Consider the following 22,663-nt stretch of genomic DNA (forward strand, 5'->3'; position numbering starts at 1 on the left):
GCTCAGGCTCCCCTCTGCGCCAGTTCGACCGCCTTGGTCGCGGCGCTCCACATGTCCGGACAATCGGTCACCGAGCAGCCGAAGTTCTTCAGCCGCGAGCGAGCGAAATCCGCGTTGTTGCCGGCAAGCCGCATGACCAGCGGCAGCGAACGGCCGCTGCGCCGCAGGGCGATGCCGAGCCCCTCGGCGATGGTGTCGCAGGCCTGCATGCCACCGCCATGCACATTGATCAGGATCGCGCGCGTGGCCGGATTGTCGAGCAGCAACCCGAAGCCGTGAGCAATATCGAGGCTCTTCGCCGTGGTCCGGATATCCATGAAATTGGCAGGGCGTCCCTTGGCGGCGACGAGCATGTCGAGCGTGGCGAGGCCGAGCCCCGCGCCGTTCGCCACCATGCCGATATCGCCGTCGAGCTGGACGTAGTTGAGCTGATGGCGCTGGGCCTGCAGTTCGGCAGCGCTGGTGTCGTCCTCATCGCGCAGCGCCGCGAGTTCCGGGTGCCGGAACAGGGCGTTGTCGTCGAGCATCATCTTGGCGTCGAGCGCGACCAGGGTCCCCGCCTCGGTGACCGCAAGCGGGTTGATCTCGATCAGGCTGGCATCGAGCTCGAGGAAAGCGCGGCGCAGGCCGTCGATGAGCGCGCAAGTCTGCTCCTGCAGCCCGCCATCGAGACCGAGCCCGGCGACGAAGGCCGAAACCTCCTGCCCCCGCGGTTCGCGCCCGGAGCCAAGCCTGAGCTGATTGACCTGGATCTCGCCCCGCGCCGCCTGCTCCTCGATATCCGCACCGCCCCTGGCGCCGCCGATCAGCATCAACTCGCCCGAGGAGGAGTCGATCAGCAAAGCGAGGTGCAACTCGCGCCGCACAGGGACCGCGGTTTCGACGAGGACGCGCCTGACGGTCTGCCCTGCCGGTCCGGTCTGCGCCGTCGCCAGCACCCGGCCGAGCAGCGCAACCGCCCTGGCCTCGGCTCCTTCCGGCGTATCGGCTTGCTGGATGCCACCGGCCCGATAACGCCCACCGGCGTGGATCTGGGCTTTCACCAGTACGGGTCCGCCGAGCCGACGGGCAATCTCGCCGGCTTCGCGAGGGGTGACCGCGACACCGCCGAGCGGCGCGTACAGGCCGTAAGGCGTCAACAGGTGCTTGGCCTGGAACTCATGGATCTTCACGGTTCGCTCCCTCTCCCGTCGCGTCGTTACCCGGCGCAATTCTTATCTGGCATACGTTATGCCAACTTCGAATGACGTACAACCAACCTCGTCGTATGGCTGCGTCGGGGCCACAATCCGATGCGATGGCGATCGGCGAACTGATGCTGAACGGCCCTTCTCGGACCGCGCGAGGACCCCGCCGCCCGGCCGCTGGCATCAGGCATGCCAGCAGTTGCACTTTAGAGGGTTTCGGATATCGTCAGGCTTCGCCGCAAGCGCCGACATAACGGCGCAGGGCAAGCGGAACCCGGGTTCCGGTCAGGGAGAACGATTCGGCCAATGAGCGGGCAGCACGAGCAGCACAGCCACAATGTCCAGCCTTTCGAGCATCCCGGCCTCGGCCGGAAGCGCGCCAGGTCGACGCCGAAGGGGCGGCAGGTCGACCCACGCGCGCTGCAGGACATCGCGGAGCTGCTCGGCGAGCGTCCGCGCCGGCGAGACCTGCTGATCGAGCATCTCCATCTGATCCAGGATCGCTATCACCAGATCTCGGCCGCGCATCTGGCCGCCCTCGCCGACGAGATGAAGCTGTCCTTCGCCGAGGTCTTCGAGACGGCGACCTTCTACGCGCATTTCGACATCGTGAAGGAAGGCGAGCCGGATCTCCCGCCGCTGACCGTGCGGGTCTGCGACAGCCTGACTTGCGCGATGTTCGGCGCGGAAAAGCTGCTCGAAAGCCTGGGCAACGCCGCCGGGCCTTCGGTCCGGGTCGTCAGGGCGCCCTGCGTCGGCTTGTGCGACCAGGCGCCGGTGGCGGAGGTCGGCCATCACTTCATCCATACTGCCACCCCCCAAAGCGTGCGGGCAGCGATCGAGGCTGGCGACACGCATCCGCACATGGCCGATTACGTCGACTATGACGCCTACCGCGCCGGCGGCGGCTATACCCTGCTCGACAGCCTCCGCTCAGGGGAGCGCAGCGTCGAGTCGATCCTCACCCTGCTCGACGATTCCGGCCTGCGCGGCCTCGGCGGCGCCGGCTTTCCGACGGGGCGGAAATGGCGCGCGGTACGCGGCGAGCCAGGTCCTCGCCTGATGGCGATCAACGGCGACGAGGGCGAGCCCGGCACCTTTAAGGACCGGCACTACCTCAACACCGACCCACACCGTTTCCTCGAAGGTACGCTGATCGGCGCCCATGTCGTCGAGGCCAGCGATGTCTACATCTATCTGCGCGACGAATATCCGCTGGCACGAGAGATCCTGGCGCGAGAGATCGCCAAGCTCCCTCCGGGCGGACCGGCGATCCATCTGCGCCGCGGCGCCGGCGCCTATATCTGCGGCGAGGAATCGGCGCTGCTTGAAAGCCTCGAGGGCAAGCGCGGGCTGCCGCGCCACAAGCCGCCCTTCCCCTTCCAGGTCGGCCTCTTCGGCCAGCCGACGCTGATCAACAATGTCGAGACCGTGTTCTGGATCCGCGACATCGTCGAGAAGGGCAATGGCTGGTGGAACTCGCATGGTCGCAACGGTCGAACCGGGTTGCGCAGCTATTCGGTCTCGGGCCGCGTCAAGGAGCCCGGCGTCAAGCTCGCCCCAGCCGGCGTGACCATCCGCGAGCTGATCGACGAATTCTGCGGCGGCATGCAGGACGGCCATCGCTTCCGTGCCTATCTGCCAGGTGGCGCCTCGGGCGGCATCCTGCCGGCCACGATGGACGACATTCCGCTCGATTTCGGCACGCTCGAGAAGCATGGCTGCTTCATCGGCTCGGCCGCAGTGGTGGTGCTGTCGGACCACGACGACATGCGCGCCGCCGCGCTCAACCTGATGCGCTTCTTCGAGGATGAGAGTTGCGGGCAGTGCACGCCCTGCCGAGTCGGAACGCAGAAGGCCGTGATGCTGATGCAGCGGCCGATCTGGAACCAGGACCTGCTCGGCGAGCTTTCCCAGGCCATGCGCGACGCCTCGATCTGCGGGCTCGGCCAGGCGGCCTCGAACCCTTTAACGTGCGTGATGCGTTACTTCCCCGAGGAATTCATGACGACGGAAGCGGCGGAATGAGCCAGGGCATCAGCTTCGAACTGAATGGCGAGCGCGTCGAGGCCCGTCACGGCGAAACGATCTGGCAGGTGGCGCAGCGCCTCGGAACCGAGATTCCGCATCTGTGCTACTCGCCGGAGCCGGACTATCGCGCCGACGGCAATTGTCGCGCCTGCATGGTCGAGATCGAAGGTGAGCGCGTGCTCGCCGCCTCCTGCATGCGCAAGCCGACGGTCGGCATGAAGGTCCACACCGCCACCGAACGCGCCGAGAAGGCGCGCAGGATGGTGATGGAACTGCTCGTCGCCGACCAGCCGGCGCGGGCGACCTCCCATGACCCAACATCGAAGTTCTGGAACTGGGCTGAGCGCACCGGCGTCAGCGAGAGCCGCTTTCCCAGCGTGCAGCGCTGGCATTCGGATGTCAGCCACACGGCGATGAGCGTCAATCTCGACGCCTGCATCCAGTGCGGGCTGTGCGTGCGGGCTTGCCGGGAAGTCCAAGTCAACGACGTGATCGGCATGGCCTATCGCAGTGCCGGCGCCAAGATCGTGTTCGATTTCGACGACCCGATGGGCGATTCGAGCTGCGTGGCCTGCGGCGAATGCGTTCAGGCCTGCCCCACCGGCGCGCTGATGCCCTCGGTCTTCCTCGACGCGAACCAGACCCGCACGGTCTGGGCCGACCGGAAGGTCGACTCGCTGTGCCCCTACTGCGGCGTCGGCTGCCAGGTCACCTACAACGTCAAGGACGAGAAGGTCATCTATGCCGAGGGCCGCGACGGGCCGGCCAATCACAACCGGCTCTGCGTCAAGGGCCGCTTCGGCTTCGACTACATCCACCACCCTCACCGCCTGACCAAGCCGCTCATCCGGCTGCCCAACATGCCGAAGGATGCACGCGACCAGGTCGATCCCGCCAATCCCTGGACGCATTTCCGCGAGGCTTCCTGGGAGGAGGCGCTCGACGCCGCGGCGAAGGGGCTCACACGCATCCGCGACGAGAAGGGCCGCAAGGCTCTCGCCGGCTTCGGCTCGGCGAAGGGCTCCAACGAGGAGGCCTATCTCTTCCAGAAGCTTGTGCGTACGGGGTTCGGCTCGAACAATGTCGATCACTGCACCAGGCTCTGCCACGCATCCTCGGTGGCGGCGCTGATGGAAGGCGTCAATTCCGGCGCGGTCACCGCCCCCTTCGCGGCTGCGCTGGACGCCGAGGTCATCATCGTCATCGGCGCCAACCCGACCGTGAATCATCCGGTCGCGGCGACGTTCATCAAGAACGCCGCCAAGAAGGGCACGAAGCTCGTCATCATGGATCCGCGGCGCCAGACGCTGTCGCGCCATGCCTGGCGGCATCTCGACTTCAAGCCCGGCAGCGACGTGGCGATGCTCAATGCCCTGCTGCATACGATCATCACCGAGGGGCTGACCGACGAGCAGTACATCGCCGGCTACACGGAAGGCTATGAGCGGCTCAAGGAGAGCATCCAGGCCTTCCCGCCGGAGAAGATGGCGGCCGTCTGCGGCATTCCGGCAGAGACGCTGAAGGAGGTCGCGCGCGCCTATGCCCGCTCGCGCGCCTCGATCATCTTCTGGGGGATGGGCGTCAGCCAGCATATCCACGGAACCGACAATGCCCGCTGCCTGATCGCGCTCGCCATGGTCACCGGCCAGATCGGCCGGCCGGGCACCGGCCTGCACCCGCTGCGCGGCCAGAACAATGTCCAAGGCGCTTCGGACGCCGGCCTGATCCCGATGGTCTATCCGGACTACCAGTCGGTCGAGAAGGATGCCGTCCGCGCGATCTTCGAGAACCTCTGGGGGCAGTCGCTCGATCCCAAGCGGGGTCTGACCGTTGTCGAGATCATGAACGCGATCCATGCCGGGGCGATCAGCGGCATGTATATCGAGGGCGAGAACCCGGCGATGTCCGATCCGGACCTCAACCATGCCCGCGAGGCGCTGGCGATGCTCGACCATCTCGTCGTGCAGGACCTTTTCTTGACTGAGACCGCCTTCCACGCGGACGTGGTGCTGCCGGCTTCCGCCTTCGCGGAGAAGGTCGGCACCTTCACCAACACGGACCGTCGCGTCCAGATGGCCCGGCAGGTAATCCGACCGCCCGGCGAGGCGAAGCAGGATTGGTGGATCATCCAGGAGGTCGCCAACCGCATGGGCTGCGGTTGGGGCTATGGCGGGCCGGCTGACGTCTTTGCCGAGATGGCGATGGTCATGCCGTCCTTCCGCAACATCACATGGGAGCGGCTTGAACGCGAAGGCGCGGTGACCTACCCCGTCGACGGGCCGGACCAGCCCGGCAACGAGATCATCTTCGCCCAGGGTTTCCCGACCGAAAGCGGACGGGCGAAGATCGTGCCGGCCCAGATCGTCGCGCCGGACGAGGTGCCCGACGCCGAATACCCGATGGTGCTCTCCACCGGCCGCGTGCTGGAACACTGGCATACCGGCTCGATGACGCGGCGCGCCGGCGTTCTCGACGATCTCGAGCCCGAGGCGGTCGCCCTGATGTCGCCGCGCGATCTCGGCCGCCTCGGCCTCGTCCCCGGCGGCCTGGTCCGGCTGGAGACGCGGCGCGGTGCCGTCGCCGTCAAGGTGCGCTCCGATCGCGACGTGCCGCAGAACATGGTGTTCCTGCCGTTCTGCTACGCCGAGGCGGCCGCCAACCTCCTGACCAATCCCGCGCTCGACCCCTTCGGCAAGATTCCCGAGTTCAAATTCTGCGCCGTCAGGGCCGGCCCCGCCGACGAGGCGCTGAGCACCGCCGCGGAGTAGCGAGCGGCAGTAGGGCTCGCGCTCTCGCGAGAGGCCCACAGGCTTCCGCCAGAACCACGTGTCATCCCGGACAAGCGGCGAAGCCGCCGATGCGGGATGACACTCTTCCCGTCATTGCGCGGAACGAAGTGACGCCGCCATCCAAGGCGCCAGCGCTCTGCCCCCCGAATTGCTGCGCTGCGCCCGCAATGACGGCGGCGCCGTGCTCCAACAAGGCGCCGCGCTCCAAGAGACGCAAAAAGGCCGGCGCCCCCTGCGAGGCGCCGGCCCTTTCTCGGCTTGACGATTACTCTGCCGCCGTGCGCGTCAGCGCGCCGGTAGCGCCGGATTCGGTGATCGACGCGATGCGGCCCTCGTCGAACTTGAGCACGTCGCGCAGCACCTCGTCGGTGTGCTCGCCAAGCAGGGGCGAGCGCTTCACCACGGTTGGGCTGTTGGAGAGCTTGATCGGGTTTCCGACCGAGAGGTACTTGCCGCGCTTCGGATGATCGACCTCGACCACGGTGCCGGTGTCGCGCAGGGACTTCTCCTCGGCGATCTCCTTCATCGAGAGGATCGGGCCACAGGGGATGTCGTACTCGTTGAGGATGTCCATCGCCTCGAACTTGGTCTTGGACATGGTCCACTGCTCGATGCGACCGAAGATCTCGTTCAGCCTGGGCAGCCGTGCCGGCGGCTTGGCGTAGTCCGGGTCGGTCTTCCAGCCGGGCTCGCCGATCACGTCACAGATCTTCTCCCAGACCGGGGCCTGAGTGATGAAGTAGATGTAGGCGTTGGGGTCGGTCTCCCAGCCCTTGCACTTCAGGATGCGGCCGGGCTGGCCGCCGCCGGAATCGTTGCCCGCGCGCGGAACGGCATCGCCGAAGGGCACGCCCTCGCCGAATTGGCTGTATTCCTTGAGCGGGCCATGGTCGAGCCGCTGCTGGTCGCGCAGTTTGACGCGGCAGAGGTTCAGCACGCCATCCTGCATCGCACAATCGACCTTCTGGCCGAGGCCGGAATGGGTGCGATGATAAAGTGCCGTGACGATGCCGAGCGCCAGATGCAGGCCCGTGCCGGAATCGCCGATCTGGGCGCCAGTGACCAGCGGCACGCCGTCGCGGAAGCCCGTCGTCGAGGCCGCGCCGCCGGCGCATTGCGCGACGTTCTCATAGACCTTGCAGTCCTCGTAGGGGCCTGGACCGAAACCCTTGACCGACGCGACGATCATACGCGGATTGACCTCGTGGACCTTTGCCCAGGTCAGGCCCATGCGGTCAAGCACGCCCGGGGCGAAATTCTCGACCATCACGTCGCAGATCTTCACCATTTCCCAGAGCACCTCCATGCCCTTGGGGTTCTTGGTGTCGAGCGTGATCGAACGCTTGTTGTGGTTCAGCATCGTGAAATAGAGGCTGTCCGCATCCGGCACGTCGCAGAGCTGGCCGCGCGTGATGTCGCCGGTGCCCGGACGCTCGACCTTGATCACGTCCGCACCGAACCAGGCGAGGAGTTGCGTGCAGGTCGGTCCGGACTGGACATGGGTGAAGTCGAGAACCTTGACGCCTTCGAGCGCTTGCATTGGACCCTCCCTTATTTCTTCTTGAGTGCGCTTTGCGGATTGAGATTGCCGATGCGGCCGCTTTCGCTGCCGGCGGTCGGGTCGATTACCGCGTTGATCAAGGTCGGCTTGCGGCTGTCCATCGCCGCGTTGACGGCGCGCTTCAGCTCGTCGGGCGAAACCGCGTTGACGCCGACGCCGCCGAACGCCTCCATCATGCGATCGTAGCGGGCATTCTCCACGAACACGGTCGTGGCCGGATCGTCGCCGGCGGTGTTGACGTCGGTGCCGCGATAGATGCCGTTATTGTTGAAGATGACGACGCAGACCGGCAGGTTGTACCGGCAGATCGTCTCGACCTCCATGCCAGAGAAGCCGAAAGCCGAATCGCCCTCGACGGCGAGCACCGGCTTGCCGGTCTCGACGGCGGCGGCAATGGCATAGCCCATGCCGATGCCCATCACGCCCCAGGTGCCGACATCGAGGCGCTTGCGCGGCTGGTACATGTCGATGATGCCGCGGGCGAGATCGAGCGTGTTGGCACCCTCGTTGACCAGGATGGCGTCCGGTCGCTCCTTGATGATGGTGCGCAGCACACCGAGCGCGCCGTGATAATCCATCGGCACGTTGTTGTTCATCAGCCGCGGCGCCATCTTGGCGACGTTCTCGTCGCGCTTCTTGGCGACGGCGCCCGTCCACTCGGCTGGCGGCTTGGCCCATGAGCCGCCCATGCCGGCGAGCAGCGCGCTGACGCAGGAGCCGATGTCGCCGACGACCGGCGCGACGATCTCGACGTTGGAGTCCATCTCCTTCGGCTCTATGTCGATCTGGATGAACTTCTTCGGTTCCTCGCCCCAGCTCTTGCCCTTGCCGTGCGACAGGAGCCAGTTCAGCCGCGCGCCGATCAGCATGACGACGTCGGAATCCTTGAGCACGGTCGAACGCGCCGCGCCGGCGCATTGCGGATGCAGATCCGGCAGCAAGCCCTTGGCCATGCTCATCGGCAGGAAGGGAATGCCGCTCGTCTCCACGAGCTGACAGATCTCATCGTCGGCCTGGGCGTAGGCTGCGCCCTTGCCGAGAATGATCAGGGGTCGCTTGGCGCCCTTCAGCACGTCGAGCGCGCGGCGGATTGCTTCCGGCGCCGGAAGCTGCGCCGGAGCGGCGTCGATCACCTCGACCAGCGACTTGGCGCCCGCTTCGGCGTCCATGACCTGGCCGAACAGCTTGGCCGGCAGGTCGAGATAGACGCCGCCCGGCCGGCCGGAGACCGCGGCGCGAATCGCGCGAGCCAGGCCGATGCCGATATCCTGCGCGTGCAGGACGCGGAACGCCGCCTTGCACAACGGCTTGGCGACAGCCAGCTGGTCCATTTCCTCGTAGTCGCCCTGCTGCAGGTCGACGATCTCGCGCTCGGAGGAGCCCGAGATCAGGATCATCGGGAAGCAGTTCGTGGTCGCATGCGCGAGCGCCGTCAGGCCATTGAGAAAGCCGGGTGCCGAAACGGTCAGGCAGATGCCGGGCTTCTTCGTGAGGAAGCCGGCGATCGAGGCGGCATAACCGGCGTTCTGCTCGTGGCGGAACGAGAGGACGCGGATGCCTGCCGCCTGCGCCATGCGACCGAAATCGGTGATCGGAATGCCCGGCACGCCATAGATCGTGTCGAGTCCGTTAAGCTTCAGCGCATCGATGATGAGGTTGAAGCCATCGGTCAGTTCGCGCTCTGCCTCTGGCGCGGCAGAAGAGATGCTCTGTACGACTGCGGACATCCCGCTTTCTCCCTAGTTATTTGATTATTGTTTCTGATTTTATTGTTTTTGATCTTGGCCCAGCTCAGTCGAGCTGGACGAACTGGTCGACGTGCTGGCGCAGCTTGAGGGTGTGTTCGCGGACGAGTCGCTCGGCACGCTCGCCGTTGCGGGTCTCCAGCGCCTCGACGATCTCCTTGTGATCGACGATCGAGCGACGAGCCCGGTCCTGCTCGAAGATCGTGCGCTGGCGGATGGCACGCACATGCGTGAACAGGCCATTGGTGATCTCGGCGATCAGCTTGCAGCCTGACAACGCGATGATCGCCGCGTGGAAGCGGATATTGGCGTCCGAGTACTCGCCCATGTGCACTTCGATGTCGGCGCTGTCGAAGGTGTCGACGAGGCCGTGCAGGCCAGCGATCTCGGCATCGGACGCGACTTCGGTGGCAAGGCGCGCAGCCATGCTCTCGAGCGCGGCCCAAACCGTGATCATCTCGAGGATCTCGGCCTTGGTCTTGCGCACGATGAAGATGCCGCGGCGCGGCGCGATCCTGACCAGCCCTTCCTGTTCGAGCTGGGCGAGCGCTTCGCGCAGGGGCGTCCGGCTGACGCCGAACTGAAGCGAGAGCGCGCGCTCGTCGAGCCGCAGCTCCGCGTTGGCGTCATAGATCTTCATCGCACCGATCGCAGCCTTCAGGGCCTCGTAGGTACGGCTCTTGAGGCTCTGAACCTCCTCGATCGGTTGGACTTCCAGCTGTGCTTTGACCATTGCGAAGTCGATTTCCGTGTTGCTCTCGCCAAGCGTGCCCGATCCGCATCATGCGGCGAGAGCGCTGGTTTCTGGCATACCATATAATGAAAGAAATAGCCGCGCAACGGCCCCAATTCGGCAATTATAATGCTGCAGTGCAGCCAGAAATGGCATATTGCATGCCACGATAATTCATCTTAGGCTCATTCGAATAAGGCCAGTCGGTTCTGCGTTGGTCATTGCGCGGTCCCAGAACAAGGCCAGCTATGGGGACGAAGCGCTATGGATGAACTGAACGCCCTGTTCGGCGGATTCGCCGTCGCACTCAGCGCCTACCACATCATGCTCATGGTCATCGGCATCACGCTCGGCGTGATCATCGGTGTCCTGCCGGGCCTCGGCGGCGCGAATGGCGTCGCCATTCTCCTGCCCCTGACCTTCAGCATGCCGCCGACCTCGGCGATCATCCTGCTGACCAGCATCTACTGGGGCGCGCTGTTCGGCGGCGCCATTACCTCGATCCTCTTCAACATTCCAGGTGAGCCCTGGTCGGTCGCGACGACCTTCGACGGGCACCCGATGGCGCAGAACGGCAAGGCCGACGAGGCTCTTGTCGGCGCCTTCACGGCCTCCTTCGTCGGCGCCATCTTCGCCGTCTGCCTGATCACCTTCCTCGCGCCGGTGGTCGCGAAGTTCGCGCTGAAGTTCGGGCCAGCAGAATTCTTCGCAGTGCAGTTCCTCACCTTCGCCAGCTTCATCGGCATGGGGCGGGGCTCGGCTTTCAAGACGGTCGCCTCGATGTGCCTCGGCTTCGCCCTGGCCTCGGTCGGCCTCGACGGCGTGACCGGCACGCTGCGGATGACGTTCGGCCAGGATGAACTCCTGAACGGCTTCAAGTTCCTCGTCGCCGTCATCGGCCTTTTCGGCATCGGCGAGATCCTGTGCTCGATGGAAGACGGGCTCAAGTTCAACGGCGCCGCCGCAAAGCTGCGCATGGATGCGGTGATCCGCACCTGGCGCCAGCTCCCCAAGATGTGGCTGACCTTCCTCCGCAGCTGCATCGTCGGCTGCTGGATGGGCATCACGCCTGGCGGTGCGACCCCCGCCTCCTTCATGGGCTACGGCATCGCCAAGCGCCTGTCGAAGAACGGCAACAATTTCGGCAAGGGCGAACTCGAGGGCGTGATCGCGCCCGAGACGGCAGCCCATGCCGCGGGCACCTCGGCCCTGCTGCCGATGCTGACGCTCGGCATCCCGGGATCGCCGACCGCCGCCGTCCTCCTCGGCGGGCTGCTGATCTGGGGGCTGCAGCCCGGTCCACTCCTCTTCGTCGAGAAGCCGGACTTCGTCTGGGGCCTGATCGCCTCGATGTATCTGGGCAACGTCGTCGGCCTCGTCATGGTGCTGACCTGCGTGCCGCTGTTCGCAGCGATCCTGCGGGTGCCGTTCTCGATCATCGCGCCGGCGATCGTCTTCATCTGCGCGATCGGCGCCTACACCGTGAACAATGCGATGTTCGATGTCTGGATGATGCTGGTCTTCGGCGTGCTCGGCTATCTCTTCAACAAGCTGCGCTATCCGCTGCCGCCGCTCGTCCTGGCGCTGGTCCTCGGCGACCAGGCAGAGAGCTCGTTCCGGCAGGCCATGCTGGTTTCGCAGGGCAATGTCAGCGTGTTCTGGTCCAACTGGCTGTGCGGCAGCATCATGACGCTGGGCATGGTGATGGCGTTCTGGCCGATGCTCCAGGCGCTCCGTGCCAAGCTCTCGGGCGGCGACGCCGTCGCCCGCGCGGCGTGAGGCCGCCCCGCGGGCATTCCCGCCACCGCATTTGCCTTCATCACTTTACTAGCGCGGCGGAAAGCCGCCCATCGAGGGAGGAAGCATGATGATCCGCAGGGGAGTCTCGAAGGTCAGTGCAATTGCGGCGACGCTCGCGGCAAGCGCCTGCCTGGCCTCGCCCGCCTTGGCGCAAGGCTGGGAGCCGACGAAGCCGGTGACGCTGGTGATCCCGGCCGGAACCGGCGGCGGCGCCGACCAGATGGCCCGTTTCATCCAGGGCCTCGTGCAGAAGCACAACCTGATGAAGCAGCCTCTGATCGTCATCAACAAGGCCGGTGGCGCAGGCGCTGAAGGCTTCCTGGAGATGAAGTCGAGCGCGAACGATCCGCATAAGATCGTGATCACCTTGTCGAACCTGTTCACGACGCCGCTGGGCACGGGATCGCCGTTCAGCTGGAAGGACATGAAGCCCGTCGCCATGCTGGCGCTCGACCAGTTCGTGCTCTGGGTCAACAGCGAAGCGCCACAGAAGACCGCCAAAGAGTATGTCGACGCGGTCAAGGCCGGCGCCGACCGCCAGTTCAAGATGGGCGGGACGGGCTCCAAGCAGGAGGACCAGATCCTCACGGCGGCAGTCGAGCAGCAAACCGACGGCAAGAAGTTCACCTATGTGCCCTATGCCGGCGGCGGGCAGGTGGCGGTGCAGCTGGTCGGCAAGCACGTCGATTCCACGGTCAACAACCCGATCGAGGCTGTCGCGCAGTGGCGCGCCGGCCAGCTCCGCCCGCTCTGCATCTTCGACGCGAAGCGCTCGACCTACACGGCGAAGGTGACCGACAAGGAAGCCTGGAGCGACATCCCGACCTGCAAGGAATCGGGCCTGCCGGTCGAGTACCAGATGCTGCGCGGGATCTTCACCACCAAGAATGCGACGCCGGCGCAGGTGAACTTCTATGTCGACCTGCTGAAGAAGGTCATGGCGACGCCGGAATGGCAGGAATTCATGGAGAAGGGTGCCTTCAACCAGACCTTCATGAGCGGCCCGGACTACGAGAAATGGGTCGCGAGCGCCGAGACGCAGCACGCCGACTTGATGAAGAACGCCGGCTTCCTCGCGACGCAGTGACCGGCAGCGCCCGCGGCCGGGCTCGATGAGCGCGGCCGCGAGACCATCCAGGCCATCGAGATCCAGCGGAAGGTTTGATCACATGGACACCAATGACGAAGCCGAAGGCCGCGCGCTCTTCAGCTACCGCTCGCTGGACATTGCGGTAGCGCTGTTCTTCCTCGTCGTCTGCGCGATCGTCATGATCGACAGCCTGCGGCTGGGGATCGCGTGGAAGCCGAATGAGGGACCGCAGCCGGGCCTCTTCCCGTTCTACATGGTCGTGGCGATGGGCATCGCCTCCCTCATCAACCTGGCTCACGCGCTTCCGCACACGGCGGAGGGCGAAAAGGTCGCGACGACCGTTCCGGGCCTCAAGCGCATGGCGGCGATCTTCGTTCCCGCCGTGATCTTCGTTCTGGCGACGAACTATATCGGCATCTACGTCTCGGCCGCGATCTATATCGGCGCCTTCATGGTGTTCTTCGGCAAGTTCCCGCTCTGGAAGGCGGCGGTCGTGTCGCTCGGCATCGCGATCATCAATTTTATGATGTTCGAGGTCTGGTTCCTCGTGCCGCTGCCGAAGGGGCCGCTGGAAGCTGCACTGGGCTACTGATCGGCGGCGGCGCGTGAGCGGGGGGCGAGCGCGACCGTCATCGGGGCGGGCCGGCAGTCATCTGCCCAAGCCCGGCGGGGCTGCGACCGACAAGGCCGCAGCCCTTTTCATGTGCGCTGTGGGCCGGGGGCCGGGTAGCGCCGCGGCGAGTTGCGCCGGCTACTTCTTCTCGATGTTCCAGAACAGCATGACCGGGGCCTTGAGCACGCCCGAGACGTTGGCGCGGCTGGCATAGGGCTGGTCGAACTGGCCGAGCACGCGATAGGGCTGCATCTCGGCCAGCCGCCGATGCAAAGCCTCGACCGCCGCCTTGCGGCTGGCCTCGTCCGGCGCATCGACCACGGCCCCGCGCAGCTTTTCGGCTTCGGCGTCGCAGGGCCAGCCGGACCAGGCCTTCTCGCAGGCCATGTTGGTGCCGATATTGGTCAGCGGGGACTGCATTGTCGCGCCCGAGGCGGTGGTCACGAACAGGTTCCAGCCGCCCTGCTCCTGGGTGCCCCGGTTCTGCTGTCGGGTGGTTACCGTGCCCCAGTCCGCGACCTGCAGGTCGATGTTGAACCCGACCTTCCTCAGCGAAGCGGCCGCAACCTCGGCCATGCGTCCGATGGGCGCGATGTCGTTGCTCGTGCTGAGGACCAGCTTCTCGCCCTTGTAGCCGCTCTCGGCGAGCAGGCGGCGCGCCGTCTCGAGGTCGGGCTTGGCGAAGGCGTCGGTCCCGACCTCGGTTCCGTTCGGGCCGCCGCAGACAAAGTAGGAATTGCAGCGCCGCCACCACTGATCGTCGCCATAGCCGGCCGCGAGGAAATCCGCCTGGTCGGTGGCGAAGGCGAGCGCGAGCCGGGCCTTAGGATTGTTGAACGGCGGATGGAGGCTGTTCGGCCGCAGCATGCCCTGGTTCGCCAGGTTGGAGAAGCGATCGACCCGGATGTCCTTGCTGCCCGCGATGACGGGGATCAGATCCTGGCTCGGCTGTTCCCAGATGTCGATCTCGCCGGTCTGCAGGGCCGCCGCGGCGGTGGCCTGGTCAGGCATGATCATCCATTCGACGCGATCGACCTTGACGACGCGACCGCCGGCCAGACCGTCCGCGGGCTCCTGCCGTGGCACGTAATCGGCGTTCCGGTCGTAGACGACCTTCGCGCCGCTGCGCCACTCCGCGCGGTTGAAGCGGAAGGGGCCGCTGCCGATCGTCTCGGTGATCGGCTTCATCGGATCGCTCTTGGCGTCGCTCTCGCGCATGATCACGGGGATCTGCCCGACGGCCGAGCCGAGCGCGAAGGGGACCAGGGCCATCGGGCGCTTGAGGTGAAGTACGAAGGTCCGGTCGTCGGTGGCTTCCATCCGGTCGGTGTATTCCCCGAGCTTGCCGCCGATCGTGTCGCGGGCCATCCAGCGCTGCAGCGAGGCGATGACGTCACGTGTCGTCACCGGCTGGCCATCGTGGAACTTCAGCCCGGGGCGCAAGGTGAAGGTCCAGGCGAGCTTGTCTGGCGAGGTACTGAAGCTGTCGACCATCTGCGGGCGCGGCTGGAGACTGGCGTCCCAGGCAAAAAGCGTCTCGTAGATCATCAGCCCGTGCATGCGGGTGATCACGATCGAGGCCGCGACGGGATCGAGCGTCTTCAGGTCGGCATGAGGCGCGACGCGCAGGACGTTCTTGGGGGCCTGCGCGAATGCCCCGGCCGCGAGAGCGCAGACGCCAGCGCCGCAGGCCAGCGCCATCAGACGACGAATGATCATGACAGGTCTCCTTCGGGAACGCGTTCGAAGTGGAGAATGCGCGCGCGGTGGCTGGCGACCCGCAGGGTTCCGTCGGGCTGCAGCCACAAGCAAGGGCGATGCCGCCAGGGGCCGTGGACCAGATCGGCAAGCGCCCGGCCGCCGGGTAGCGGCGTCAGCCTGCTCTCGAAGCCGATCCCGCCGGCCCAGGGAAGGCGCGCCGTGCCATCCGGCCGGATCGTCAGCGCGAGATCGAAATTCCGTTCGCGCCAGCTGCCCGGGAGGCGCGGATCGAGCGGGGTTGGCGGAACCCGCGAGAGCCGCCGCCTGACGCCTCCGATACGGCCCTCGAGACTGTCGGGCCCGTCAGGCGTCAACTGGATGTCGAGATAGGCGGGCAGGCTGCGCAGCCCGCCTGTTTGATCGGCGACGAGCCGCTCGAAGCCGCCGTTGAAACTGATAGCGTCTGGCGTCAGCTCGGCCCAGACCGGTCCCGCCTCGGCGGCAAAGAGACCCGTGGGAGCATTCTGCGGAGCAGGCGGCAAGTCCTGCCCGAGAAGCCTGGCGAGGACCTGCAGCGTCAGCCAGAGGGCGTCCTCCTCCCGGTTCGTCATGACCACCACGCCGACACCCTGCGCCGGCGCCATCAGCATGTGGTTACGGTAGCCCGGCAGGGAGCCGCCATGCCCGACCAGCGCGATCTCGCCGAGCCTCGTCTCGACAAGGCCGAGCCGGTAGGCACTGGCGCTGCCATCGTTGAAACGCCTCGGCTCGACGAGACGATCAATAACGCCCGCAAGATGGTCGCGTCCGGAGAGCAGCGCCGAGCACCAGCGCGCCAACGCGGCGGCGCTGCCCGCCATGCCGCCGGAGGCAGAGAAATGCAGGCCGTAGCGGCCACGCCGCCAACCGTCGCCATCATGCCAGTACCCGCTCGCCAGGCCGGGGATGATTTCGGTTTCATCCGAAGTGAAGCGAATGGCGAGATCGAGGGGAGCGACCAGTTCGGCAATGATCTGCGCATAGGGGATCGCAGCGCGGCGCTCGAGCGCCACCTGGGCAAGGCGCCAGCCGGTATTGGAATAAGCCATCTCCTCGCCGGGCGTGCCGTTCAGTCCCGGGAAGTGGTTCAGCATCGCGCGGATATCCGCGGCGCTCAGCGTCGCTGTGAAGGGCACTCCCGCCTGCCAGAACACCTCCATCATGTCCGGCAGGGCGGCGGTCATGTCGAGCGCGCGCCCGAGCGGTACCTCGGCCAGCGTCGCCGGGAGATCGCTCAGAAGATCGCCGAGGCGCGCTTCGAGATCGAAGCCGGCGCGCAGTAGCGCCGTTGCGAGGAAGTGCTTGCTGATCGATGCGAACCGGTTCGGCGTATCCGGCGTGAAGGCCACTGCCCCTTCGACCGAGGCGTAGCCCCCGCCGGCCGCATCGCGGACGCCTTCGCCATCGAACAACACGATCGCGCCACCTGGACCGCCGCCGCGCGTCCAGGCTTCGGTGATCGAGCGGGCCGCCGCGCCAGCCTGTGCCCAGTTCAACATTCAGGCCCTCCCCTTGCCCTCAGGTTAGCGGAACCCCGAGCCCTGACGACAGGCAACGCAACCATGCCGCCATGCACGATCGACAGAGCGGATTTGGTCCTTGAAGGCGGCTGCACGGCCCGTGCGGCAGGGGGCAATTCTGCAGCGAGCCGAAGTGCCTAGGCGTTGGCAGACTTAGGACCGCCGGAAGCCTCAACGCTTTATCAATCAAGAGTTTGGGGGCAGATCCGCCCAGATTGATTCAACCTGATCGGAGCCCGCCTTAAGCTGTGACCTGCGAGGCGACTTCGCGAGCCGCCAGCCGCACCGCTTCCAAGGTCGCGTCGACCACCTCCGCATCGTGCTCCGACGAGACGAACCAAGCGCCGCGTTCCAGGACGCGAACGCCGCGCTTGAGCAGGGCGAGCGCGAAGCGGCCATAGGCCGCCTTGTCGGCCCGGGCCACGTCCCGATAGTTCCGTGCGGGCTCATCGAGCCCGAAGGCGATGTGGAACATCAGCGGGAAGCCTGCGACCTGCGCCTTCACGCCGGCCTCGGCCAGGATGCCCCGAATCCCGTCCTGAAGTCGCTGCCCCTGCTCGGAACTGCGCTGGTAGTGATCGGGCGTCAGCATCGTCTGCGTCGCGACCAGGGCCGCCATGGCGATCGGCTGCGCGTTGAACGTGCCGCCATGCAGTACGCCATCGGCGAAGAGGTCGAGGAGATCCGCCCGGCCGGCAATGGCCGCCACGGGAAAACCGTTGGCGATCGCCTTCGCCATGATGGTGAGATCAGGCGTCACGCCGAAGCGCTCCTGCGCCCCGCCCCGACCGAGGCGAAAGCCGGTGATGACCTCATCGAAGATCAGCAGCGCGCCATGCTTGCGGCAGGCGGCGAGCGCGCCTTCCAGGTAGCCGGGCGCGGGAGCGATGGCGCCTTGGTTGCACATCGCCGGCTCCATCAGCACGGCAGCGACATCGCCCTTCGCAAGCCGGGCCTCCAGCGCGGCGAGATCGTTCCAGCCGAGGACCGCGAGGCCATCGCCCGCCGCCGGATCCTGCCCCCTGCTGCCGATGACCGGCGCCGGCGCATCCTCCGGCCCGGCTGCATTGAGGCCGGGGGCGGTCGACCACAGGATGTTGTCGAACCAGCCGTGATAATGCCCTTCGAACTTGATGATGGTCCGCCGACCGGTGGCGGCACGCGCGAGGCGCATCGCCGCCTGCGCCACTTCCGAGCCCGATGAACCGAAGCGCAGGCGCTCGGCGGAAGGGACGCGTTCGCAGATCAGCCTGGCGGCCTCGTACTCGATCGGTGCCTGCCCGGCGAAGAGGATGCCCTTCTCCGCCTGCTTCTGCGCCGCCTCGATCACCGGCTTCGGCGAGTGGCCGAGCACGGTCGCGCCCATGCCGCAGTAATAGTCGATGATCCGGTTGCCATCGACGTCGATGAGGTAGGCGCCCTCGCCGCGCTCGAAGACGAGCGGCCCCGGAGCCATGCCGAGACGGAAGTTGCTGTTCACGCCACCCGCGATGAAGCGGGCATTCCTGGCGATGTCCCTGGCCGAATTCTCGAAATGCAGTGTTTCCGCCTGCCCGGTGCCGCTTCCTGCCACCTGCATCGCCTCCCCTGCTGAAGCTTCGACCAGATCAGGCCGCCATCACCGTGTAAAGGAACGTTGGTTTCGTCTTGCGGAATTCGATCGAGCTGTTATGCGATCGGGACAAGCGGAGCGAGCATGGCCAAGAAACCCGACAACCCCTATGTCGTGCAGCCGGTGATGAAGGCGCTCAGGGTGCTCGAGCTGGTCGCCCGGCATGGGCACGAGATCGCGCTGACGGCCGTCAGCAAGGAGCTGCGGATCCCGAAGACGACGACCTTCCGCTACCTGCAGACGCTGACCGCGGCCGGGTTCCTCGACCACAACCGCTCGACCGATCGGTACAATCTCGGCCCACAGCTGCGCGCCATCGCCCGAGCGGATGCCAGCGTCAGCAAGATCCGCGCACTTGCGCGGCCCGCCATGATCGAGCTGATGCACGAGTTCAACGAGACCGTGAACCTGGCGGTCAAGGGCAACGGCACGGTCGTCTATATCGATCTGGTCGAGGCCAACCGCTCCCTCAGGATGCAGGCGCGCATCGGCGAGAGCCATCCGATGCATTCGACCGCACTCGGCAAGGCAATCCTCGCCTTCCTCCCGGAAGCCGAACGCCGGCGCCAGCTCGACCTGCCATTGACCGAGATGACCGGCCGCACCCTGCTCGAACGCGAGGAGATTGAGCGGCAGCTGCGGCAGGTCGTTCGTGCGGGCTACGCCACTGAGATGGGCGAGAACGAGGACGGGGCGATGTGCGTGGGCGTGCCGATCCTCGACGAGGATGGCTACCCGGTGGCCGCGCTCTCGATCTCGGCGCCGTTGATGCGCATGCCGCGTTCGCTGGCGGCCAAGGCCGGAACGAGATTGCGCGAGGTGGCGGCCACCATTTCGGTCCAATTCGGGTCGCATCCCACGACGACGGCGCTCTGAGACCCCGCTCATCGGTACTCGATCCGCGGGTCGATCCACGCGTAGAGAACGTCGACCGAAAGGTTGATCAGCATGTAGGCCACCAGGATCACCAGGATGCAGCCCTGGATCAGCGGATAGTCGCGGGTGCTGATCGCCTGGATCAGCAGGCGCCCGAGGCCCGGATAGGTGAAGACCGCCTCGGTGACCACGGCCCCGCCGATGAAGTTCGCCATCATCAAGCCGACGATGGTGACGAAGGGCAGGAGCGCGTTGCGCATGATGTGCAGGCCGACGACGCGGCTTTCCGGCACGCCCTTGGCCCTTGCGGTGCGGACATAGTCGGAGCGCGATTCCCCGATCAGCGAGGCGCGCAGGAACCGCGCCAGGATGCCGGACACATAAACGCCGAGTGTCAGCGCCGGCAGGGCGAGGCTGCGCAACGCATCGAGCGGAGCTTCCCAGAAGGGCACGTGCCGCGAAGCCGAGGGCAGCCAGCGCAGTTCCACGGCGAATACGAGGATCAGCAGGATCCCGACCCAGAAGGTCGGCACACCGAGCGCCAGCGCGCTCCAGCCGCTCAGCACCCGGTCGAGCCAGGAATTCGGCTTCACGGCGCTGGCGATGGCGACCGGAATGCCCAGCACAAGCGCAATGAAGATGGCGGCAAGCGCGAGCTGTGCCGTTGCCGGCAGCCTTTCGCCGATCAGTTGTAGCACGGGCTGGCGGCTGTGGAGCGACAGTCCGAAATCGCCCGTCAGCGCCCGGCCGAGCCAGTCGAGATATTGCACGACCATCGGCCGGTCGAGGCCGTGGCGCTGGATCGCGGCGGCGATCTCTTCCTGCGAGGCGTTTTCGCCGACGATGACCGCGACCGGCCCGCCCGGCACCGCGTAAAGCATCGCGAAGATGGCGAATGAGGCAAGCAAGAGGACAGGCAGCATCTGGACGAGCCGGCGCAGGACGTAGGCCGTCATCGCCTGCCCCCGGCAGTCTCGCGGACGGCATCGGTCTCGTCGCGGTCGATGAGCGCCGTCAGCGCCCGGCCGATCGTGTCGAAGGACAGGATCGTCAGCGTCAGCACGATCCCCGGCAGCACGGCATAGGTTGGCGCCTCGTAGAGATAGGATTTGCCGGTGCGCAGCATCTCGCCCCAGCTCGGTGTCGGTGGTGGAACGCCGACCCCGAGAAAGGAGAGCGCGGCTTCCAGCAGGATTGCGATCGACGCCAGCACGATCGCCTGCACCACCAGCGGGCTCAATGCGTTGGGCAGGATGGTTCGGAACATGATGTAGCCCGGCCCGCCGCCGAATCCGCGCACCGCGGTGACGAAATCGAGCGGGCGCAGCGCCATCACCTGCGCACGGGCAATGCGGGCGAAGCTGGGAATGCCGGCGACGCCGACAGCGACCAGTGCCGCGCCCTGGCTGCGGCCGAGGACTGCGATCAGGGCCATCGCGAAAAGGATGTTGGGCAGTGCCAGCAGGACGTCGATGCAGCGCATCAAGACGGAATCGCGCCAGTCCCCGTAAAAGCCGGCGACGAGCCCTACCGGCACGCCGACGAGCGCGGCGATGAAGACCGCGCCGAAGGCCGTCGCCAGCGAGGTGCGCGCGCCATAGACGACGCGCGCGAGGATGTCGCGGCCGAGTTCGTCAGTGCCGAACCAGTTCTCCAGCGACGGAGGCTTGAGTGAATCGGCAATGCTCTGCCGCAGCGGATCGAGCGGCAGGAAGCCGGCGAAGAGCGCAGTGCACGCCACCAACACGAGGAAAGCGAGGCTGAGCGCCGCGCCGCGCCGGGTCAAGAGCCGGCGCAGCAGGCGCCCCGCCGCAGCAAGGCCCGTCACTTGAACCCGATGGTCCGCGCGACGAGGAGGTTGTCCATGTCGAGCGTCACCCCACCGATCTTGGGCGACGTCACGATCAGACCGACATCGTAGGAATTGGTCGGGATGCCGAAGGCCTCCTCGACCATGACCTTGTTGAGGTTGTCATATGCGGCCTTGACGTCGGCCTCGCCGCCGGTCGACGCGTCGACCCTGGCGATGGCCGCGACATAGTCGGGGTGGGGATGCGGATCCTTGAGGATCGGGTTCTGCGAGGTGCGGTAGATCGAGTTCGTGGTGACGCGCGAGGGGAACTTCTGAACGTTGCCGACCGCGCCGAACACCGCCGCGAAATCGCCACCCAGCAGCGCCGTGACGTATTCTGCTCCGAGCCTCATATCGAGCTCGATCGGAATGCCGGCCTTGGCGAGCGAGCCCTGGACGATCTGGCTGATCGCGACGGATGGCTCGTCGCTGCCGTTCACCAGGAGCTTCCAGCCCTTGATCTCGTCAGCGGAGAGGCCGGAGGCAGCGATCAGCTTCTTCGCCTTGTCGATGTCGAAGGCGTAGGTCTTGGCATAAGAGGCGTTGAAGGCCGGGCTCGCCGGCGCCCATGGCAGCGCGACCTCCTGTCCCATTCCCGCATAGCCGACGCGCAGGATGCTCGGCCTGTCCATCAGGTAGTTGAAGGCCTGCCGGAACGACTTGTTGCGGAAGGGGCCGCGCGTCGAGTTGATGCGGAAGACCTGCACCAGCGGCCCCGGCCCAGCGAAGACCTGATAGCCAGCGCCCTTGAGCCTGACCGCGCTGCGCGAAGACCCGCCATAGACGATATCGACGGCGCCCGACTCCAGCGCCGCGGTCGCCGCCTGATCCTCGGTGAAGACGGTGAAGGCGAGGTCCTGTGCCACCGGCTGATTGGGCCGCCAGTATTTCGGATTGGCCTTGAGGCGAAGCCCCTGCCCGACTGCGCGGCTGACCAGCGTATAGGGGCCGGTGCCGGCCGGCACCGTCTCGACCGTGTCGATGCCCTTCGGATCGATGGGTAACAGGAACTGCAGCAGGTCGAGGATCTGCCGTTCTGGCACCGGCGCCTTGAAGTTGATGGTGACGGTGCGGTCATCCGGCGCCGACCAGTCCTTCACGATCGACATCGTCGAAAAGACGTTCTTGCCGCGCTTGGGGTCGGCGCCCTTCTGCAACGTCGCCAGCACGGAATCCGACTTGAAGGGCGTGCCGCTGTGGAAGGTGACGCCGTCGCGCAGCGTCAGGGAAACCGAAGTCTTGTCCGGCGCGATCTTCCACTCGGTCGCCAGGCTAGGCTCCGGCTTGCCGTCCGGCGTGTACTCGATCAGGCTGTCGTACAGGTTCTTGATGACGTGGAAGTTCACGGTCGAGAGTTGCTGCGGATCGTAGTTCGCCAGTTCGCTCAGCACCGCGACGCGCAGCGTTCCACCCTTCAGCTGCTGAGCCGATGCCGGCAGCGGCGCCGCCAGGGCCGTTCCAGCGAGAGCGAGGCCAGTGATGCAGAATTGACGTCGCGACAGCATTGTCATCGC

Annotated in this window: 16 protein-coding genes; 6 read left to right on the plus strand and 10 right to left on the minus strand. The window is 66.2% G+C overall.

The annotated features are described in order from the left end of the window. Window positions 1-2: 2 nt before the first annotated feature. Window positions 3-1,172: an ADP-forming succinate--CoA ligase subunit beta gene (sucC, locus tag VGN82_RS15670; protein WP_327527973.1), complete on the minus strand. Its 1,170-nt coding sequence runs from the start codon at window positions 1,170-1,172 to the stop codon at window positions 3-5. Between the two features lie 321 nt (window positions 1,173-1,493). Between sucC and VGN82_RS15675 the strand changes: the two genes are divergently transcribed. Together VGN82_RS15675 and fdhF are read left to right on the plus strand one after the other, a co-directional pair. Further along, a complete protein-coding gene (locus VGN82_RS15675) occupies window positions 1,494-3,215 on the plus strand; it encodes an NAD(P)H-dependent oxidoreductase subunit E (protein ID WP_327527974.1) in 1,722 nt (573 codons plus the stop codon). Beyond that, on the plus strand, window positions 3,212-5,986 hold the full coding sequence (fdhF, locus tag VGN82_RS15680) for a formate dehydrogenase subunit alpha (RefSeq protein ID WP_327527975.1): 2,775 nt from the start codon (window positions 3,212-3,214) through the stop codon (window positions 5,984-5,986). The genes VGN82_RS15675 and fdhF overlap by 4 nt, the downstream gene beginning before the upstream one ends. Window positions 5,987-6,272: 286 nt before the next feature. Here the strand turns inward: fdhF and frc are convergent, their stop codons facing one another. The 3 genes from frc to VGN82_RS15695 form a co-directional block, all read right to left on the minus strand. Continuing rightward, complete coding sequence (gene frc, locus VGN82_RS15685; protein ID WP_327527976.1) at window positions 6,273-7,547, minus strand: formyl-CoA transferase; 1,275 nt, start codon at window positions 7,545-7,547, stop codon at window positions 6,273-6,275. An 11-nt stretch (window positions 7,548-7,558) separates the two neighbouring features. Continuing rightward, complete coding sequence (gene oxc / locus VGN82_RS15690) at window positions 7,559-9,295, minus strand: oxalyl-CoA decarboxylase (protein WP_327527977.1); 1,737 nt, start codon at window positions 9,293-9,295, stop codon at window positions 7,559-7,561. 64 nt (window positions 9,296-9,359) lie between these two features. Beyond that, window positions 9,360-10,046: a GntR family transcriptional regulator gene (locus VGN82_RS15695; RefSeq protein WP_327527978.1), complete on the minus strand. Its 687-nt coding sequence runs from the start codon at window positions 10,044-10,046 to the stop codon at window positions 9,360-9,362. Between the two features lie 264 nt (window positions 10,047-10,310). Here VGN82_RS15695 and VGN82_RS15700 point away from each other — a divergent pair, with 264 nt between their 5' ends. The 3 genes from VGN82_RS15700 to VGN82_RS15710 all read left to right on the plus strand — a co-directional run bounded on the left by VGN82_RS15700 (window position 10,311) and on the right by VGN82_RS15710 (window position 13,528). Then, window positions 10,311-11,825, plus strand: coding sequence for a tripartite tricarboxylate transporter permease (locus tag VGN82_RS15700; RefSeq protein WP_327527979.1), 1,515 nt, complete (start codon window positions 10,311-10,313; stop codon window positions 11,823-11,825). 88 nt (window positions 11,826-11,913) lie between these two features. After that, window positions 11,914-12,933 (plus strand): Bug family tripartite tricarboxylate transporter substrate binding protein, encoded by a 1,020-nt coding sequence (locus tag VGN82_RS15705; RefSeq protein WP_327529154.1) that lies wholly within the window; start codon window positions 11,914-11,916, stop codon window positions 12,931-12,933. A gap of 82 nt (window positions 12,934-13,015) precedes the next feature. Further along, window positions 13,016-13,528, plus strand: coding sequence for a tripartite tricarboxylate transporter TctB family protein (locus VGN82_RS15710; protein ID WP_327527980.1), 513 nt, complete (start codon window positions 13,016-13,018; stop codon window positions 13,526-13,528). A gap of 159 nt (window positions 13,529-13,687) precedes the next feature. Here the strand turns inward: VGN82_RS15710 and VGN82_RS15715 are convergent, their stop codons facing one another. The 3 genes from VGN82_RS15715 to VGN82_RS15725 form a co-directional block, all read right to left on the minus strand. Continuing rightward, window positions 13,688-15,268 carry an ABC transporter substrate-binding protein gene (locus tag VGN82_RS15715; protein ID WP_327527981.1) on the minus strand — a complete coding sequence of 527 codons (1,581 nt, stop codon included), beginning with the start codon at window positions 15,266-15,268 and terminating at the stop codon, window positions 13,688-13,690. Next, window positions 15,265-16,788, minus strand: a complete 1,524-nt coding sequence (locus tag VGN82_RS15720) for a serine hydrolase domain-containing protein (protein WP_327527982.1) — start codon at window positions 16,786-16,788, stop codon at window positions 15,265-15,267. Before VGN82_RS15720 ends, VGN82_RS15715 begins: the two co-directional genes overlap by 4 nt. Window positions 16,789-17,050: 262 nt before the next feature. After that, window positions 17,051-18,388: an aspartate aminotransferase family protein gene (locus VGN82_RS15725; protein WP_327527983.1), complete on the minus strand. Its 1,338-nt coding sequence runs from the start codon at window positions 18,386-18,388 to the stop codon at window positions 17,051-17,053. 117 nt (window positions 18,389-18,505) lie between these two features. Between VGN82_RS15725 and VGN82_RS15730 the strand changes: the two genes are divergently transcribed. Then, complete coding sequence (locus VGN82_RS15730) at window positions 18,506-19,297, plus strand: IclR family transcriptional regulator (protein WP_327527984.1); 792 nt, start codon at window positions 18,506-18,508, stop codon at window positions 19,295-19,297. A gap of 8 nt (window positions 19,298-19,305) precedes the next feature. On the opposite strand, the gene VGN82_RS15735 is transcribed toward VGN82_RS15730, so the two are convergent. From VGN82_RS15735 to VGN82_RS15745, 3 genes are read right to left on the minus strand one after another with little or no spacing between them, the layout of a single operon-like run. Further along, window positions 19,306-20,253 (minus strand): ABC transporter permease, encoded by a 948-nt coding sequence (locus VGN82_RS15735; RefSeq protein WP_327527985.1) that lies wholly within the window; start codon window positions 20,251-20,253, stop codon window positions 19,306-19,308. Next, window positions 20,250-21,125, minus strand: coding sequence for an ABC transporter permease (locus tag VGN82_RS15740; protein ID WP_327527986.1), 876 nt, complete (start codon window positions 21,123-21,125; stop codon window positions 20,250-20,252). Before VGN82_RS15740 ends, VGN82_RS15735 begins: the two co-directional genes overlap by 4 nt. Next, window positions 21,122-22,654, minus strand: coding sequence for an ABC transporter substrate-binding protein (locus tag VGN82_RS15745; RefSeq protein ID WP_327527987.1), 1,533 nt, complete (start codon window positions 22,652-22,654; stop codon window positions 21,122-21,124). The genes VGN82_RS15740 and VGN82_RS15745 overlap by 4 nt, the downstream gene beginning before the upstream one ends. Between the last annotated feature and the right edge of the window lie 9 nt (window positions 22,655-22,663).

It is taken from the genome of Allobosea sp. (genome assembly GCF_035999205.1).
GTDB lineage: Bacteria > Pseudomonadota > Alphaproteobacteria > Rhizobiales > Beijerinckiaceae > Allobosea.

Excerpts from the sequence above, each read along its gene's own strand:
- VGN82_RS15715 (WP_327527981.1), bottom strand. The coding sequence starts at position 15,268 with ATGATCATTCGTCGTCTGATGGCGCTGGCCTGCGGCGCTGGCGTCTGC.
- fdhF (WP_327527975.1), top strand. The coding sequence starts at position 3,212 with ATGAGCCAGGGCATCAGCTTCGAACTGAATGGCGAGCGCGTCGAGGCC.
- VGN82_RS15730 (WP_327527984.1), top strand. The coding sequence starts at position 18,506 with ATGGCCAAGAAACCCGACAACCCCTATGTCGTGCAGCCGGTGATGAAG.
- VGN82_RS15735 (WP_327527985.1), bottom strand. The coding sequence starts at position 20,253 with ATGACGGCCTACGTCCTGCGCCGGCTCGTCCAGATGCTGCCTGTCCTC.
- VGN82_RS15675 (WP_327527974.1), top strand. The coding sequence starts at position 1,494 with ATGAGCGGGCAGCACGAGCAGCACAGCCACAATGTCCAGCCTTTCGAG.
- VGN82_RS15700 (WP_327527979.1), top strand. The coding sequence starts at position 10,311 with ATGGATGAACTGAACGCCCTGTTCGGCGGATTCGCCGTCGCACTCAGC.
- VGN82_RS15725 (WP_327527983.1), bottom strand. The coding sequence starts at position 18,388 with ATGCAGGTGGCAGGAAGCGGCACCGGGCAGGCGGAAACACTGCATTTC.
- VGN82_RS15745 (WP_327527987.1), bottom strand. The coding sequence starts at position 22,654 with ATGCTGTCGCGACGTCAATTCTGCATCACTGGCCTCGCTCTCGCTGGA.
- VGN82_RS15720 (WP_327527982.1), bottom strand. The coding sequence starts at position 16,788 with ATGTTGAACTGGGCACAGGCTGGCGCGGCGGCCCGCTCGATCACCGAA.
- VGN82_RS15705 (WP_327529154.1), top strand. The coding sequence starts at position 11,914 with ATGATCCGCAGGGGAGTCTCGAAGGTCAGTGCAATTGCGGCGACGCTC.
- VGN82_RS15695 (WP_327527978.1), bottom strand. The coding sequence starts at position 10,046 with ATGGTCAAAGCACAGCTGGAAGTCCAACCGATCGAGGAGGTTCAGAGC.
- oxc (WP_327527977.1), bottom strand. The coding sequence starts at position 9,295 with ATGTCCGCAGTCGTACAGAGCATCTCTTCTGCCGCGCCAGAGGCAGAG.
- frc (WP_327527976.1), bottom strand. The coding sequence starts at position 7,547 with ATGCAAGCGCTCGAAGGCGTCAAGGTTCTCGACTTCACCCATGTCCAG.
- VGN82_RS15710 (WP_327527980.1), top strand. The coding sequence starts at position 13,016 with ATGGACACCAATGACGAAGCCGAAGGCCGCGCGCTCTTCAGCTACCGC.